Raw genomic sequence first — 14,822 nt, 5'->3', positions numbered from 1 at the left:
AGCCACCCTCGCACACTCTTTCCGGGCAAAGCACCATCATGGCCGTGATCCGTTCCGATCGTTCTCTCGACTGGGTTCAGGTGGCCGCCGTCGCCGCCGGTGAGCCGCTCGAACTTTCCTCCGGCGCACGCGCGCGCATCGCGGCGGCGCGCGTGCTCGTCGAACAGATCGTGGAGCGCGGCATTCGCGCCTACGGTGTCAACACGGGCGTTGGCGCGCTGTGCGACGTGATCGTGTCGCCCGCCGAGCAACGCACGCTGTCGCGCAATATCCTGATGAGTCACGCGGTGGGCGTGGGCGCGCCGCTCGATGTCGCGGAGACGCGCGCAATCATGACGGCGGCCGTCAACAACTTCGCGCATGGACATTCCGGCGTGCGTGTCGAAGTGGTCGATCAACTGGTTGCGCTGCTCAATGCCGATTGCCTGCCTGAAGTGCCGGCGTTCGGTTCGGTCGGTTATCTGAGTCATATGGCGCATATTGCGCTGGTGTGCATTGGCGAAGGGTATGCGCGTTACCGTGGCGAGCGTCTGAAAGGACGCGACGCGTTGCAGCGGCTCGGGCTGAAACCGCTCGTGCTGGAAGCGAAAGAAGGTTTGAGCCTGATCAACGGCACGCCGTGCGTGACGGGACTCGCCGCGCTGGCGCTCGCGCGTGCGGAGCGCCTGCTCGACTGGACCGATATCGTCGCAGCAATGAGTTTCGAGAATCTGCGCGGCCAGCTCGCCGCATTCGACGAAGATTCGCTCGCGCTACGTATCTCACCCGGATTGAACCATGTCGGCCGACGTATGCGCATTGCGCTTGCCGACAGCGGCATTCTTGCCGCCGTGGTCGGGCATCGCACGCAGGACCCGCTGAGCATGCGGACCATTCCGCATGTGCATGGCGCCGCCCGCGACGTGCTTGCTGCGACCGCCGACGTGGTCGACCGCGAACTTGCGTCGATCACCGATAACCCGAGTGTCGCCGGCACGCCGGAAGAGCCGCGCGTGTATTCGCAGGCGCACGCCGTGGGGGCTTCGATCGCGCTCGCAATGGACAGCCTCGCCACCGCGATCGCGCAGGTCGCGGCAATGGCGGAGCGTCGGCTCGACCGCCTCGTCAATCCGCTCGTCAGCGGTTTGCCCGCGTTTCTTGCCGAACCGGGCGGCACCTGTTCCGGCTTCATGATCGCGCAATACACGGCGGCTTCGCTCGTCGCGCAGAACCGGCGGCTCGCGCTGCCTGCAAGTCTGGACGGCGGCATTACGTCGGGGTTGCAGGAAGATCACCTGTGCCACGCGACGCCGGCCGCGCTGAAGGCGCTGGAGATCATCGACAACGCCGGGCGAATCGTCGCGATCGAACTGCTGGCCGCGGCGCAGGCCTATGATCTGCAAAACGTCGACGCGCCGCGCGCGCCGCACACGGATGCGCTCTGGCATCGCGTGCGGCAACTCGTGCCCACGTTCCGCGACGACCGGCCGCTCGCCGATGACATGAGCGTCGCCTTTCGCATGATCGCTGACCAGAGCCCGCCGCCGCTGCCGAACCCCGGCAATATCGGGCCCCGCGCGCCGGTGCGCGAGGCCGGCATCGGGCTGACCACGATCGCGAGTCTCGCGAGCGTTGCCGCAGCCGGCCCGTCGGGCAACGCCGCCAACGACGCCGCCAACGACGCCAACGACGCCGCGAACGACGGTCTGGCCGCGGCTCACCAGGCATGATGGACGACACGGCCGTGAGCGGTCTATCCGTCAGCGCACCGGCCACCCGGGCATGCCGGCGCACCACCGGTAGCCATCTTGCCTTTCCGCGCACCACCCACGAGGTCGACGTGAACGCTATGACAAAAACGCGCGCTGCAGCGCAAAACGCCGACACGCAGCACCGCCTCGCGCGGCAGCAGGAAACACCTGTCAAAGCGATGCCCGCGTATGAACAGATCAAGCGCTATGTGATCCAGCGCATCAGCGCCGGCGACTGGAAGCCAGGCGGGCTCATTCCATCCGAAACGGAACTGGTGAAGGAATTCGGCGTCGCGCGCATGACCGTGTCGCGCGCGCTGCGTGAACTCACGACCGAGCGTGTGCTCACCAGGGTGCAAGGCTCGGGCACGTTCGTCGCGCCGCAGCGCTATGAGTCGACGGTGCTGGAAATCCGCAATATCGCCGACGAAATCGCCGCGCGCGGTCATCGGCATTCGGCGCGCGTGCTTTCGCTCGAACCGAGCGACGACCCGCACGCGCTCGAAGCACTTGGCCTCGCGAGTGGACCCGCTTTTCATTCGTGCATCGTGCACAGCGAAGAGGGCGAGCCGATCCAGTACGAAGACCGCTACGTGAATCCGAAAGTGTTTCCGGACTATCTCGATCAGGACTTCACGGTCGAGACGCCGAATCACTACATGGTGCGGCTCGCGCCGATCCAGCGCGCGGAATTTCGCATCTACGCGCAAAAGCCCGACGCTTACGTGCGGCGGCATCTGCTGATGGATATCGGTGAGCCGTGCCTGCAGTTATGGCGTCGCACCTGGGTGGGCGACGATGTCGCGACCTCGGTGCAATTGTGGCATCCGGCAACGCGCTTTCATCTGGCCGGGAACGTGTAGAGCTTTTCGCGTCGCGGTCAGCCCTGCCGTTGCGACGTGTCCGGTGAAAAGCGGCAACCGAGCCGGTAGCGCGAGCCGGGATGCACGAAACGCGCGAACGTTACCGCAACGCCGCTCGTCCACGTGCGGCGCACCAGTGTCAAACACGGTTCTTCGGCGCGTATGTCCAGCAATTCAGCTTCGGCGCGGGTTGGCAGACCCGCATCGACCACGTGTTCGACGTCATGTGCGGGTACGATCTCGAACAGATATTCCGACGGCCTCAATGCAGAAAAATCCTGCTGCAGAAAGTCCGGCGCGATCGACGGATTCACGTAGCGGTCCTCCAGTTGCACCGGCACGCCATTCTCACGGTGCACGCAGATCACATGAAATACCGAAGCGCCGGGCGCAAGCCCCAACGCGTTGGAGACGATGACCGACGCGGTTTCGCGTTGAGACAGCACGGTGTCGCAACTGTATTCGTGACCGCGCGAGCGGATTTCATCGCCGATGTGCGCGATCATCAGCAACGTGGATTGCGGTTTGGTCTGGGCAACGAAGGTACCAACACCGGACACGCGCGTGACGAGTCCTTCGTCGGCGAGTTCGCGCAGCGCGCGATTGACTGTCATGCGCGACACGCCGAGCGTCGCGACGAGATCGAGCTCCGAAGGCAGACGGTCACCCGCCTGGCGCGCGCCCGATCCGATGATCTCGCGGATGTGCTGCTTGACCTGCTCATAACGCGCAGCCGGTGCGACTTCGCCGGCAGTCGGCGCAATGGGCGCACCAGCAGCCGTGCGCGCGGGCTTCTGCGCCGCGCCGGGCGACGCATGGTCGTGCGATTTGCTGCGGACCGTGGCGGACATCGGCAGCCCTTGCGGTTACAGTCCGTGGGCGGCGGGGAGGGGGCGCGGCGGGTTCATCGCGTCTCCGTATCGTCGGGGCCGCGCGCCCAGAACGCGTTGCGGTCGAAATAGTTCTGCAGGAACTGGCGCAAGCGAGGCTGGCCCGCGTCGTGAAACACATCGTGCGGTTTGCCTTGCACGGCGATGCGGCCCTGATCGATGAACATCACCTTGTCCGCCACCTGCGCGGCAAAGCCCATCTCATGGGTGACGACGGCCATCGTCATGCCGTCGCGAGCGAGCTGTTTCATCACCTGCAGCACTTCGCCGACCAGTTCGGGATCGAGCGCCGACGTGGGCTCGTCGAACAGCATGATGTGCGGCTCCATCGCAAGCGCCCGCGCGATGGCTACGCGCTGCTGCTGGCCGCCCGACAGTTTCGCGGGGTACGCGTCGCCCTTGTGCGCGAGTCCGACCGTGTCGAGCATCGCATTCGCGCGGCGGCGCGCTTCGTCGCGCGACAGGTGGCGAACGCGCAGCAGCGCTTCCATGACGTTGCCAAGCGCTGTCATATGCGGCCACAGATTGAACTGCTGGAACACCATGCCGACGTTGCGCCGCACGCGGTTGATCTCGCCCTGCGACGCGCGCACGCGCTTGCCGTTGCGTTCGCTATAACCGAGGAGTTCGCCTTCGATGCGCACGTCGCCCTGATCGTAAGTTTCGAGCGCGGCGAGGCAGCGCAGCAGCGTGCTCTTGCCCGAGCCTGATGGCCCGATGATGCACACCACCTCGGAGCGTGCGATGTCCAGATCGACACCGCGCAGGACTTCCACGTCGCCGAAGCGCTTGCGCAGATCACGCACTTCGATGAGCGGCGGCCCGGGCGGCGTTCCGGTGGCGGCGGTGGACGCGGAAGAGGGCATGTCGGCGATGGCGTTCATAGAAAGGTCCGGGTGGCGGTCATGCCATGAAACGGGCGATGCGCGTTTCGGCCCACATGCCGGCGCGCGAAGTCAGCTCGACCAGCGCGAGATAGCACACGCAAAGCATGAGCAGTGTTTCGACGAAAGCAAACGTAGCCGAGCCGATGCCGGTCAGCACGAACGTCAACTCAGGCACCGTGACAATCGAGAGCACCGCCGTTTCCTTGCTCAACACGATGATGAGGTTGGTGAGCGCAGGCACGATCAGCACCAGCATTTGCGGCACCTGAATGCGCAGCACCGCCTGCCAGCGCGTGAGACCGAGACATGACGCGGCTTCGAGATGGCCCGCGGGCACCGACTGGAAACCCGAGCGGAACGCTTCGGCGAAATACGCGCTGCCATAGAACCCGAGGCCCAGCACGCCGGCTGTCATGGGTTCGAGCGTGATGCCGAACGAAGGGCCGCCGTAGTAAAGCAGAAACAGCTGCACCAGAAAAGGCGTGCCGCGAAACAGTTCGATATACACGCGCAGCGCGCCGCGCACCCAGCGTCCGCAAAAGAGTTGCAGCACGGCGATCAGAAAGCCGATCAGAAGGCCGATCGCGACGCCCGCGGCCCACGTGCCGAGCGTGGTCGCGAGACCCGCGGCGATCGGCTGGATGTTGTGCGTGATGACGGTGGGATCGAGCTTTTGCATGGCGCAGTATCGTGCGTTGCCTTTGACGGATCAGGCGTGCTGTAGCCGGTACTCCGCAGCATGCGCGACGAGCGCCAGCGTGCCGCAGATCACGAAATAGATCAGTCCCGCCGCGAGATAGGCTTCGAGCGGACGGTATGTGCTCGCGGCAATGTTCTGCGCGGTACGCGTCAGCTCCGCAACGCCCACTACCGAGATCAGCGACGAAGCCTTGATGAGCAGCACCATCTCGTTCACGAGCGAGGGCAGCGTCAGACGAAACGCTTGCGGCACGAGAATGCGCCGCAGCATGTCGAATGGCGAGAGGCCGAGCATGCGCGCGGCTTCGATGTGGCCCGGAGGAATGCTGAGAAAGCCGCCGCGCAGAATCTCGGCGATGTATGAGGCGGAACACAGCGACACGGCGCTGATGGCGGCCACCACCGGCGATACGTTGATGCCGGCGAACGGCAGCAGGTAATACACCAGCAGCAGTTGCACGAGCATCGGCACGCCGCGGAAGAAGAATACGTAGGCGCCGCCGGCCATGCGCGCCGCGCGGTTTGCCGACAGCCGCGCCGAACACACACCGATCGCGACGAAGAAGCCGATCACGAGACCTGCCAGCGAAATGCCGATGGTGGCGAGCGCCGCGTGCAGCAGAAGCGGTAAACCCTGAACGAAGACTGTCGTGCTGAACATAAACGTCACACCCGGTGGAACGGGGAGGGCGATGCAGCGCGTGACATCACACGGCGCCGCATCGCATTCATCAGGACAACTGCGTGAGTGCGTCGCTCATCAATAGTTCGGAGTGGGCATCGTGCTCGGTGCGTCCATGACGACGCCGAACCATTTCTTTTGCAGCGCGGCCAGACGCCCGTCGTTGTGCATCTTCACGAGCGCGGCGTCGAATGCGTCGGCGAGCGGCTTGCTGTCGGCGTCCTTACGCAGACAGTAAGCGAAATACACTTTCGCGCCGAACGGCGGCTGCACGACCGCAAAGGTTTCCGGGCGCTGCTTGGCGACGTACGCGATATTGGTCATCGAATTCGCCACTGCTGCGATGCGACCGGCGGCGAGGTCGGCGTAGGCCTGATTGTTGTCGACGTATTCGCGGATCTCCGGCGGCTTGGGCAGCGTTGCGACGTAGGTCTTCAACTGGTCGAGCTGCGCCGAGCCTTTGCCCGCGCCCACCGTTTTGCCGGCGATATCCGACGATTGTTTGACCGACGAATCATTTGCACGTTTGAGCAATGCATCGGTGGCGTCGGCAATCGGCAGCGTGTACGTATAGCGCTCCATGCGCGCCTTGGTGACGGTCAGCGGTCCGCCCACCATGTCGAATTTGCCGGCTTCGAGACCCGGTAGCACGCTCGGCCAGGGCAGGTCGATGAAGCGCACTTTCACACCCATTTCCTTGCCGATCTCGGCGAACAGATCCTTGTTGAAGCCTGCTTGCTGGCCGTTTTCAAGGAAGTCGAAAGGCGCGAACTGCATTTCGGTACCGACGACCAGCTCGCCGGCTTTTTTCACCTTGGCGAGTTGATCTTCCGCGTGCGCGGTGACGCTTGCCGCGCACAACGCCAGCATGACCAGACGACACTTCCAGCCTGCAAGGATGCTCATGGGATTCTCCGGTTGGCAAAGCGGTGCCGCGCGCAAGCGGCCTGCGTAGCGGCCCGGCGCGAGTCATGCGACGCAGTATATACCGCGTTTTTCGCGCGAAATAAATAAACGCGCGCGTAGAGAAAAGCCCTTACGGCAGGCGCGTTTGTGCATCTTGCGGCGGCGCTTTTGGCGGTATATACAACTGAGGACGCACGATCCCGGCGCTTTCCGGTCAAGCTTGTCGGTCAAGCTCACGAGCGTGTGCTGCGTCGGTTGAATCGTTTGAAGTAGCAGGCCTTTCTGGGAGCAACGCATGCCCGTGACTCGCATTCCGATCATCGATCTCGCCGGCGTACGCGCCGGCGACCCGCAGGCTTTGCAGCGCGTCGCGCAGGAAATCCGCGAAGCGTGCACGACAATCGGCTTCTTCTACATCATCAATCATGGTGTCCCGCAGGCCGCGATCGACGCCGCCGCACAGGCTGCGCGCACCTTCTTCGCGTTTCCGGTGGAAACCAAGCGGCGCGCGGCGGTCAATCAGCGGCATCGCGGATTCAATGCACTCGGCGACGCCACCATGTATCAGGCCAAACGCCCCGATTACAAGGAGTTCTTCAGCATTGGCCTGGAGTTGCCCGAAGACGATCCGGACGTGCTGGCAGGGCAGGCGCTGCGGGGTCCGAACAACTGGCCGGACTTCATGCCGGCATTGCGGCCCGCATTGTACGGGTACTATGAGGCGGTGGCGGCGTGCGGCGCCGATCTGTTGCGCGCGGTCGCGGTGAGCCTCGGGGTGGACGAGCAGTTCTTCGCGCCGCGCTACACCAAACGGATGCAGCGCACGCAGATGGTCTACTATCCGCCGCAGCCGCCCCAGTCGGATGCCGATCAGTTCGGCGTCGCGCCGCACACGGATTATGGCTGCATCACGCTGCTGTGGCAGGATCAGATCGGCGGTCTGCAGGTGCGCGAGATCGCCAACGACACCTGGGTGGATGCGCCGCCCGTCGAAGGCAGCTTCGTCGTGAACGTGGGCGATCTGCTCGCGCGATGGACCAATGACCGCTTTCGCTCCACGCTGCATCGCGTCATCAATGCATCCGGGCGTGAGCGCTATTCGATCGCCACGTTCTATGATCCGACTTACGGCGCGCAGGTCGATCCGCGCGAGCTCGGGGCGAGCGAGGCTGATCTGAAGTATCAGCCGGTTGCGGCGGGCGACTACATTCTCGGCCGGATCAACGATTCGATGGGTTATCGGAAGCAACGCGCGGCGCATCAGGCGAGCCCCTGAGCGCCGCAACACCAGGACACTTGCATGACGGACCACACTACGACCGACGCGCCGACGCGAAGCACCGCGTCGCTTTCCACCACGCTCGACGCACTGCGCACAGCGCTCGGCGACGACTCGGTGCGTACCGGCGAACAGATCGGCGAGCGCGCGCTGACCGACTGGACACGCCACACGCCAACGCGTCCCGCCGCGTTGCTGCTGCCGCGCACGACGCAGGACGTGTCGCGCGCGCTCGCCATTTGTCATGCGGCCTGTCAGCCAGTGGTGCCGCAAGGCGGCATGACGGGACTCGCCGGCGGCGCGATTGCGCGCGAGACGGATATCGCGTTGTCGCTCGAACGACTGAGCGGTGTCGAAGAAGTGGACACGGCTTCCGCCACGCTCACCGTTCGCGCCGGCACCACGTTGCAGATTGCACAGGAGGCGGCGGCAGAAGCCGGGTTCGAACTGGCGCTCGATCTCGGCGCGCGCGGCTCCTGCCAGGTGGGCGGCAATCTGGCGACGAACGCGGGCGGCAACCGCGTCATCCAGTCGGGCACCGCGCGCGATCAGGTGCTCGGCCTCGAAGTGGTGCTCGCGAACGGCGACGTACTGACGTCGCTCGGCAAGATGGTCAAGAACAACACGGGCTACGACCTGAAGCACTGGTTCATCGGTTCGGAGGGCACCCTGGGCGTCATTACGCGCGCGGTGTTGCGGCTGCATCCGCAGCGTGCGGCACGGCATACGGCGCTCGTCGCGCTCGACGGCTACGACGCCGCCGTCCAACTGCTGCGCCGCCTCTCCACGCGCTTTGGCAACGACATTGGCGCGTTCGAAATCATGTGGCCGGAGTTCTTCGACTTCGGCGTGCAGCTCACGGGCACGCGCTCGCCGTTCGGCGAGTCGCACCCGCTCTATGCACTGATCGAGCACGCAAGCTTCGATTCCGCGGACGGCGGCGAGCGGTTTTCCGGCGCGCTGACCCAATCGCTCGAGGATGGCGTCATCCGCGACGCGGTGATTGCCCAATCCGGCGCCGACGTGCGTGCGCTCTGGGCCATTCGCGAATGCACGGCGGAGTTTCCAGTGCGGCTCGACGCGATCAATTTCGACGTGAGCCTGCCGATCGGCGAAATCGGCCATTTCGTCGATCGTTGCCGGGCGGCACTGGATCAGCGCTGGCCGGGCAACGCGTCATATTTCTTCGGGCATATCGGCGACTCGAATCTGCACGTGACGGTCGACGGCCATTCGATTCCCGGCGTCGATCATCACGACGTGTATGCGTTCGTCTACGAGATGCTCGGACCGTTGAACGGCTCGGTGTCGGCGGAACACGGCATTGGCCTGCTCAAACGCGAGTTTTTGCCGATCTCGCGCTCGCCCGCTGAACTGGCCGCGATGAGCGCGATCAAGAAAGCGCTCGACCCGCACGGCATTCTGAATCCCGGCAAGCTGCTTTGAAGCAGCCGGGCTGCGAGACGCGCGCCGCGCTCAGTGCGGCTGGTCGTGTGCGTGCGTCAGCAGTTCCTGCGCATAGCGGCGGTACAGCCACGACAGCGACGCCGCCGCGAACACGATGAACACCGCATTCAGCAGCGCCTGCACGATCGCGACGACAGCCGCGCCCTGGCTTTGCTGCACGGCGAGCACTTTCGGTCCGACCACGAAGAAGAACACGCCGCTGACCACGAAGAGCGGCAGATAGGTGACGAAGCCCACGCCAAGGATGCTCCACCAATGCCCGCGGCTGTCGCGCCAGGCCGCGCGCCATGTGAGCCGGCTGCCGAGCGCAATGGACGGATAGAGCAGGCTCAGCCGGATGATGACGAACAGAAAAATCAGCAGCAGCGGCACGTAGATCAGAATGCCGAATTTGAACGCATGGCCGGCCACGAAGATGACGCCCGCAAGCACCAGCATTGTCAGCGCGACTGCGAGCCACACGATCGCATAGCGGCCGAGGGGGCGGCCTTGTAGCGGCACGAGCGGGTTCGCCCCTTCGCCGAGCAGCACGAAGCGATGCACCTTGATCGTCAGCGTACCGGACACGACGAGTTGCAGCACGAGCCATAGCAGCGAAAGCAGGCCTTGGCCGACGCGCGCGCTGGCGTCGCCCGATTCGACGGAAGACGGATGCGGCGCCGTCAGCAGGGACGTGCACGCCAGCACCGCACAGGTGCCGATGAAAACCCAGGGCATGTGCTTCACGGCCTGCCACGAACTGATCCAGCCTTTTTTGACGCAAGCCCCGAAGGTCAACTGTTCCATAGCGTAGTTCTGGTGATTGATTGGCGCGACGCTCGCGGCGTCTGCCGGATTCTCTCATGCGCAGGACCCGTCGCGGCATGCGCTGTCAGTGAGCATCCAGATACGTCTTGATGAGGGGATAAACGTCCAGCGCGGCGTGTTTGCCGAAGATGCAGTCTATGTGCCCGTAGCCCGGAATCAGATGCCGTTCGTAAGGCTGCTCGGGAAAGTGCGTTTTCAGCAGGTCGTAAGTCAGCAGCGTGCTTTGCGGCAGATAGGTTTCGTTTTTTTCGCCGTGAATGAACGCGATCGGCAGGCGCATCCCCTCCAGCCCCTTCATGCCGTGCGCGCCGCTCAAATAGACGTCCTCGCCTTCTGCGTCGACGACCTTGCCTGTGCGCACCATGGTGGCGAGATGCCGGAACACTTCCACGTCGTGCACGCCGAACAATTCCTGCAGATTGGCATGCAAGGTCTGGCTCAATTGCCGGTGTTCATAGAGCAGGCCGTAAAGAAAGGTCGCGCGGTGGCAGATGGGGCTGCCGCAACCTTCGTCGTGATCGAGTGGATAGAGGCGCAGCGCGTTGTCCAGCACATTGGCGGGCCACTTGCCGTCTTGCGTATAGGCGGTGAGGTCCCGTATGCCGAGATGCTCCATGATGCCTGGAATGTGCAAGCCGGCTTTGATCTTTTGCAGCGTGCCGGGAACCGGATGCGCCGACACCTGCGAAATGACCGCGGAGCGCACGCCCTGCAACCCGGCAAGCAGCGACATGGTCAGCGAAAGGCCGCCCAGGCAGTGGCCCACCACCTGAATATTGTCGGCACCCGTGAGTTCGAGAATCCGCGCGACGGCGGCCGGAATATCTTCACGCGCCACCTTGTCGACATTAGTGGGGATCATCACGCTCGGCATCTCGATGCTGACACGCAGATCGACGAGCCACACATCGTAGCCGCTCATGCCGAGATATTCGACGAGGTTCGTCTCGACCAGATCAGTCGAGAATATGCGGCTCGACACGCCCGAGCCGTGTATCAGCAGCACCGGGCGCGCGGCCTTGTTCCGCGGGTCGACATAACGGGTGAGTCTCAGTGTCGTGCCGTCGCGTGTGTCGAAATAAAACACCTGAGGCGCGGGTGCGCGCAATGCGCGTTTTAGCCGGGGCTCGGCGTGCGGGTCGAAATATTGCAGCGGCGCGGCCACTCCGCCGTACTCGGTGAACAGCACCCCCGCGAAAAACTTGCCGAACCGGAGCGTCCATTCGAGCCGGGTTTTCAGATCGGGTGTGTTCGTTACCTCGAGTGTGCGTTGCTGCTTCAGGAAGTTCTCGGGCGTGATGACGAGCGTGGCCGTGCCGATGGGCGGCGCGTCGGCACGGACGGAGTCGCGAATCTCGGCGTACAGCGTATTGGTCTGCTCCCACAGATTGACCGGCGACGTGCGCGTGATGATCTTCTGACCGGTCAGATGGAAGGTTCTGCCTTCGGCGGTATCGAGCGTCATCCGGTAGTTCATGTTGCGCTCGTCCACGTCCGACTCGTTGACGACGAACAGGTTGAACGTGCCTTCCGTGATCGTGATGGGTTGGCCGGAAAGCGCGGCGCAACTGAGCGTGCCTGAGGTCTTCGCGAGATGCTGCGGATGACTTAGCATGTCGGCGAGATCGTCCGAAACGACAGTGAGCGTAAATTCGATCGGGCTGCTGACGGCGCCGCCGGCAACCGCGGGCGTGTAGGTGCCCACCATCGTTTCGGTAAAGTGCAGTCCGATTTTCAGCGACGGCGACGGCGGCGGCGCGGCTGCGCCTTTCGCTGCGTAGTCGATCGTCCAGCCGCGCGCTTGCGCAAGCAGCGCGCAATTGCGTTCGGTCAGCGCAGAGATCGTCAGCAGCGGATTCACGCCGAGCGACATCGGCATCACTGCGCCGTCCATCACATAGAGGCCATCGTGCACGGCGTCGTCCGCGCCGCTAAAGACCCGGCCCATATGGTCGACCACACCGCGCGCGGCGTCTTCGCCCATGCCGCAGCCACCCAGCGGATGCACCGTCACTGTCCGGTTGCCGACCAGGTCGGCCGAGATCGGGTCGCGCAGATATTTGCCGCCCAGTGCAAGAGTGGCGTCTTCCAGCACTTTTTCGATTGTCTGGTAGACCGGCTGCCTGCCGGCGTTTTTCCATTCGATGCGCGCGCGTCCATGGTCGTCCACGGTAATGCGCCCGCGCTCGTCGTCGTGCGCCATGACGAGATAGGTCTGCGTATGGTTGAGCGCACCGTGATACGGACCACGCACGTCCCCTTCGACGACCCGCCCGTCGTAGTCGAGCTGTTGCTGCAACGTGCGCGTTGGCCCGACATCCACGCCTTCGAGCGGCGCAGCCGCGCCAAGCAGCGCGTTGAGCGCCGCGCCGACCGGGCCCGCCAGCGACCCTTCCTCGATCACGAAGCCGTCTTTCACGTTCGCGGTCTGGCGCACGTCGATGAGGCCGGTGATGGTCGGCCCCACTGGCGCGATCTGTCCGGGTTCATGCGTGCCCCAGCCGACGCCGTTGATCACGTCGTTCGTGTTGTACGCGAAGGAGAGCACGTCGCCGTTGCCGGTGAAGTGCTGACCGAGCATCGGCGACACGGTGAGGCCGCCCGGCATGCGTGCCGAGCGCAGCAGCAAGGCGGTCGAGCCGATCGTGCCGGCCGATACGATTACGATGTCCGCGCTGACCGCGAGGTCGGGTGCGTCGTAGCTCTCACGCCCCAGGCTCACGAGCTGGAATGCCACGCGCCATGTTTGCGTCGCGGCGTCGCGCGTCACGGAATGAACGGCGGCGCCCGTGAAGATCTGCGCACCGTGCGCGACAGCGTCGGGCAGATAGTTCATGTGCGTGGAATTCTTCGCGTCGTAGTTGCAGCCGGAGTTGCAATCGCCGCAGCCGACGCAGGCGTTCTGCGCGACGCCTGCTGCGTTGATGCGCTTCTCGAACGTAACGGTGATAGGCGGCCGGCAAAAGAGGTTCTCCTTGCCGAGCGCCTGCGCGGATTTCTTCAGCGCTTCGAGTTTGGGCAGCGCCGGGTAATCGTCGGGTACCGGCGACGGTTCCAGCATGGCGCGGGCCAGTGCGTAGCCTCGTTCGCGGCCGCTTTCGTCCTCGCGTAATGCGGCCGGCCAGCGGACGTCGTCCCAGACGCGCGGGTCGGCTTCAAGTGCCACGTTCGCATTGATCAACGAAGTGCCGCCCAGCCCGCAGCCCACCACCGCGTTCACGTCGTCGTTCACATGCACTTCGAGCAGTGGGAGCGGTGAACCGACCTGCGCCAGCGGCGTGTTGTACTGAACCTGTTCCGCGCCCTGAAATGGCGAACGCGGATAATCGCCCGTCGTGAATTCGCGTCCGCGTTCGAGCAGACAGACGCTGCGGCCCGCGCGCGCCATGCGGCTCGCGGCAATCGCGCCGCCGTAGCCCGAACCGATCACCACTACATCGTAATGCGATTTCATCGCCGTCACGGCGCTCGACAAGCGGTTCATCACGACTACCTCTTCAGAAAGGCGTGCGTAGAACGCGGCGCTTGGCCGCGCATTTTCTTCATGTCACGCTAAGGTACGGGAAAAAAGTGACCGTGCGAAGCGCCGCGGCCGTCGCGTGCGTGCATGCGGGTGCGGGCGCGCCGCCGGGCGATGCTTGGGCGATCAGGCGGCGGCTTCGTCGATTTCGCTGTCGCTGGATTCGGCGGCGAGCAGGTTCAGCGCAAGCAGAATGGCCGCGCGATTGTCGATGTGGATGGCGATGCCAAGCACGTCCGTGAGCCAGCGGCCAATTCTGGTATTCGAAAAATCCTCGGAGCCGGCCGTCTTTTTCATGGTGACGCCCAGTTTGACGGCGCGATAGTGATAGGAGGGTACACGATGCTGCGTCGCGACGGCCGACAGTCCGCCCCTGTTTTCCGAGCACCAGCCGAGCGTTCCGGCCAGCACGATGCGCTCGGGTCCGTCGAGCCCGTCGATGAAAGCGCGCGCGGCGAGCCGCACGCGTCGCTCGTCGAGGCCGTACTGCAGCAGCACGCTCTGCACCGGATCTTCGAGCGCCTGCGCGTGCAGATCGATTTCCTGCGCCATGCCCTCGTTTTCCATCGATACGTTGCGCTGGTGGCCGGCGCTGCGCAGGCAATCGATCAGATACCGGCGAAAATACGCGCACAGTGCATAGCTGTTGGACGGCGCGCTCTCGGCACAGGCATGGGTTTCGGTGTGGCCTGGCGCGAGACGCAGCACCCTGGCGTAAATGAACTGGGCCACGAGTTCTTCCTTGTCGTCGCCCAGCGCCTGCAACTCGATCGGGTGATAGGTTCGCAATGCACGCTTGACCAGTTCCACCATCGACACCATTTCGTTGGCGGAGAGCCGGGTGCGACGGCGCCACAGGTCGGGCAGGATCGCATCGTCGAGATTGCGAACGAACTCGCGGCTAGGAACAGCGCCCATGAGAGCCTCCATAAGGGGTGTGGCAACGAGCGCGGTGAGCCTTCGACTGCAGGCGGGAGGGGAGTGCGTGAAACCGTGAAGCCGCGCTGAATGTGAACCCAGTATGGTTTTCGCCGGCGCCTTCGCCTATATGGATTAAGTGGTAGCTGGTGGGTAAACTGCCGGGTAAACCAT

The 14,822-nt window shown here is 64.2% G+C and carries 12 protein-coding genes; 4 read left to right on the top strand and 8 right to left on the bottom strand.

All coding sequences use genetic code 11. The features are described from left to right. Positions 1-38 precede the first annotated feature (38 nt). Positions 39-1,709: a histidine ammonia-lyase gene (gene hutH, locus AAGS40_RS21050; protein ID WP_345814730.1), complete on the top strand. Its 1,671-nt coding sequence runs from the start codon at positions 39-41 to the stop codon at positions 1,707-1,709. A 119-nt stretch (positions 1,710-1,828) separates the two neighbouring features. Beyond that, positions 1,829-2,593: a histidine utilization repressor gene (gene hutC, locus AAGS40_RS21045; RefSeq protein WP_345816531.1), complete on the top strand. Its 765-nt coding sequence runs from the start codon at positions 1,829-1,831 to the stop codon at positions 2,591-2,593. Between the two features lie 17 nt (positions 2,594-2,610). Here hutC (AAGS40_RS21045) and hutC (AAGS40_RS21040) read toward each other — a convergent pair whose 3' ends face one another. From hutC (AAGS40_RS21040) to AAGS40_RS21020, 5 genes are all read right to left on the bottom strand, one after another. Then, on the bottom strand, positions 2,611-3,444 hold the full coding sequence (gene hutC / locus AAGS40_RS21040) for a histidine utilization repressor (protein ID WP_345814729.1): 834 nt from the start codon (positions 3,442-3,444) through the stop codon (positions 2,611-2,613). Between the two features lie 53 nt (positions 3,445-3,497). Beyond that, positions 3,498-4,367, bottom strand: coding sequence for an amino acid ABC transporter ATP-binding protein (locus AAGS40_RS21035; RefSeq protein WP_345814727.1), 870 nt, complete (start codon positions 4,365-4,367; stop codon positions 3,498-3,500). A 19-nt stretch (positions 4,368-4,386) separates the two neighbouring features. After that, complete coding sequence (locus AAGS40_RS21030) at positions 4,387-5,049, bottom strand: amino acid ABC transporter permease (RefSeq protein WP_345814726.1); 663 nt, start codon at positions 5,047-5,049, stop codon at positions 4,387-4,389. A gap of 30 nt (positions 5,050-5,079) precedes the next feature. Next, the gene (locus tag AAGS40_RS21025; RefSeq protein WP_345814724.1) at positions 5,080-5,730 is read right to left on the bottom strand and encodes an amino acid ABC transporter permease; all 651 of its coding nucleotides are present in this window, start codon (positions 5,728-5,730) and stop codon (positions 5,080-5,082) included. 99 nt (positions 5,731-5,829) lie between these two features. Further along, positions 5,830-6,657 carry a transporter substrate-binding domain-containing protein gene (locus AAGS40_RS21020; protein WP_345814723.1) on the bottom strand — a complete coding sequence of 276 codons (828 nt, stop codon included), beginning with the start codon at positions 6,655-6,657 and terminating at the stop codon, positions 5,830-5,832. Positions 6,658-6,952: 295 nt separating this feature from the next. On the opposite strand from AAGS40_RS21020, the gene AAGS40_RS21015 reads away from it, so the two are divergent. Both AAGS40_RS21015 and AAGS40_RS21010 read left to right on the top strand, forming a co-directional pair. Beyond that, on the top strand, positions 6,953-7,933 hold the full coding sequence (locus AAGS40_RS21015) for a 2-oxoglutarate and iron-dependent oxygenase domain-containing protein (RefSeq protein ID WP_345814721.1): 981 nt from the start codon (positions 6,953-6,955) through the stop codon (positions 7,931-7,933). Positions 7,934-7,957: 24 nt separating this feature from the next. Next, on the top strand, positions 7,958-9,382 hold the full coding sequence (locus tag AAGS40_RS21010; protein WP_345814720.1) for an FAD-binding oxidoreductase: 1,425 nt from the start codon (positions 7,958-7,960) through the stop codon (positions 9,380-9,382). A 30-nt stretch (positions 9,383-9,412) separates the two neighbouring features. Here AAGS40_RS21010 and AAGS40_RS21005 read toward each other — a convergent pair whose 3' ends face one another. The 3 genes from AAGS40_RS21005 to AAGS40_RS20995 form a co-directional block, all read right to left on the bottom strand. Then, positions 9,413-10,189 carry a hypothetical protein gene (locus tag AAGS40_RS21005; protein ID WP_345814719.1) on the bottom strand — a complete coding sequence of 259 codons (777 nt, stop codon included), beginning with the start codon at positions 10,187-10,189 and terminating at the stop codon, positions 9,413-9,415. A gap of 85 nt (positions 10,190-10,274) precedes the next feature. After that, on the bottom strand, positions 10,275-13,694 hold the full coding sequence (locus AAGS40_RS21000) for an alpha/beta fold hydrolase (RefSeq protein WP_345816530.1): 3,420 nt from the start codon (positions 13,692-13,694) through the stop codon (positions 10,275-10,277). Positions 13,695-13,856: 162 nt separating this feature from the next. Beyond that, positions 13,857-14,648, bottom strand: a complete 792-nt coding sequence (locus tag AAGS40_RS20995; protein ID WP_345814717.1) for a hypothetical protein — start codon at positions 14,646-14,648, stop codon at positions 13,857-13,859. Between the last annotated feature and the right edge of the window lie 174 nt (positions 14,649-14,822).

The organism is Paraburkholderia sp. PREW-6R, from assembly GCF_039621805.1.
Taxonomy (GTDB): Bacteria; Pseudomonadota; Gammaproteobacteria; order Burkholderiales; family Burkholderiaceae; genus Paraburkholderia.
The sequence above is the reverse complement of the archived record's forward strand: the minus strand, read 5'-3'. Positions and strand labels throughout refer to the sequence as shown.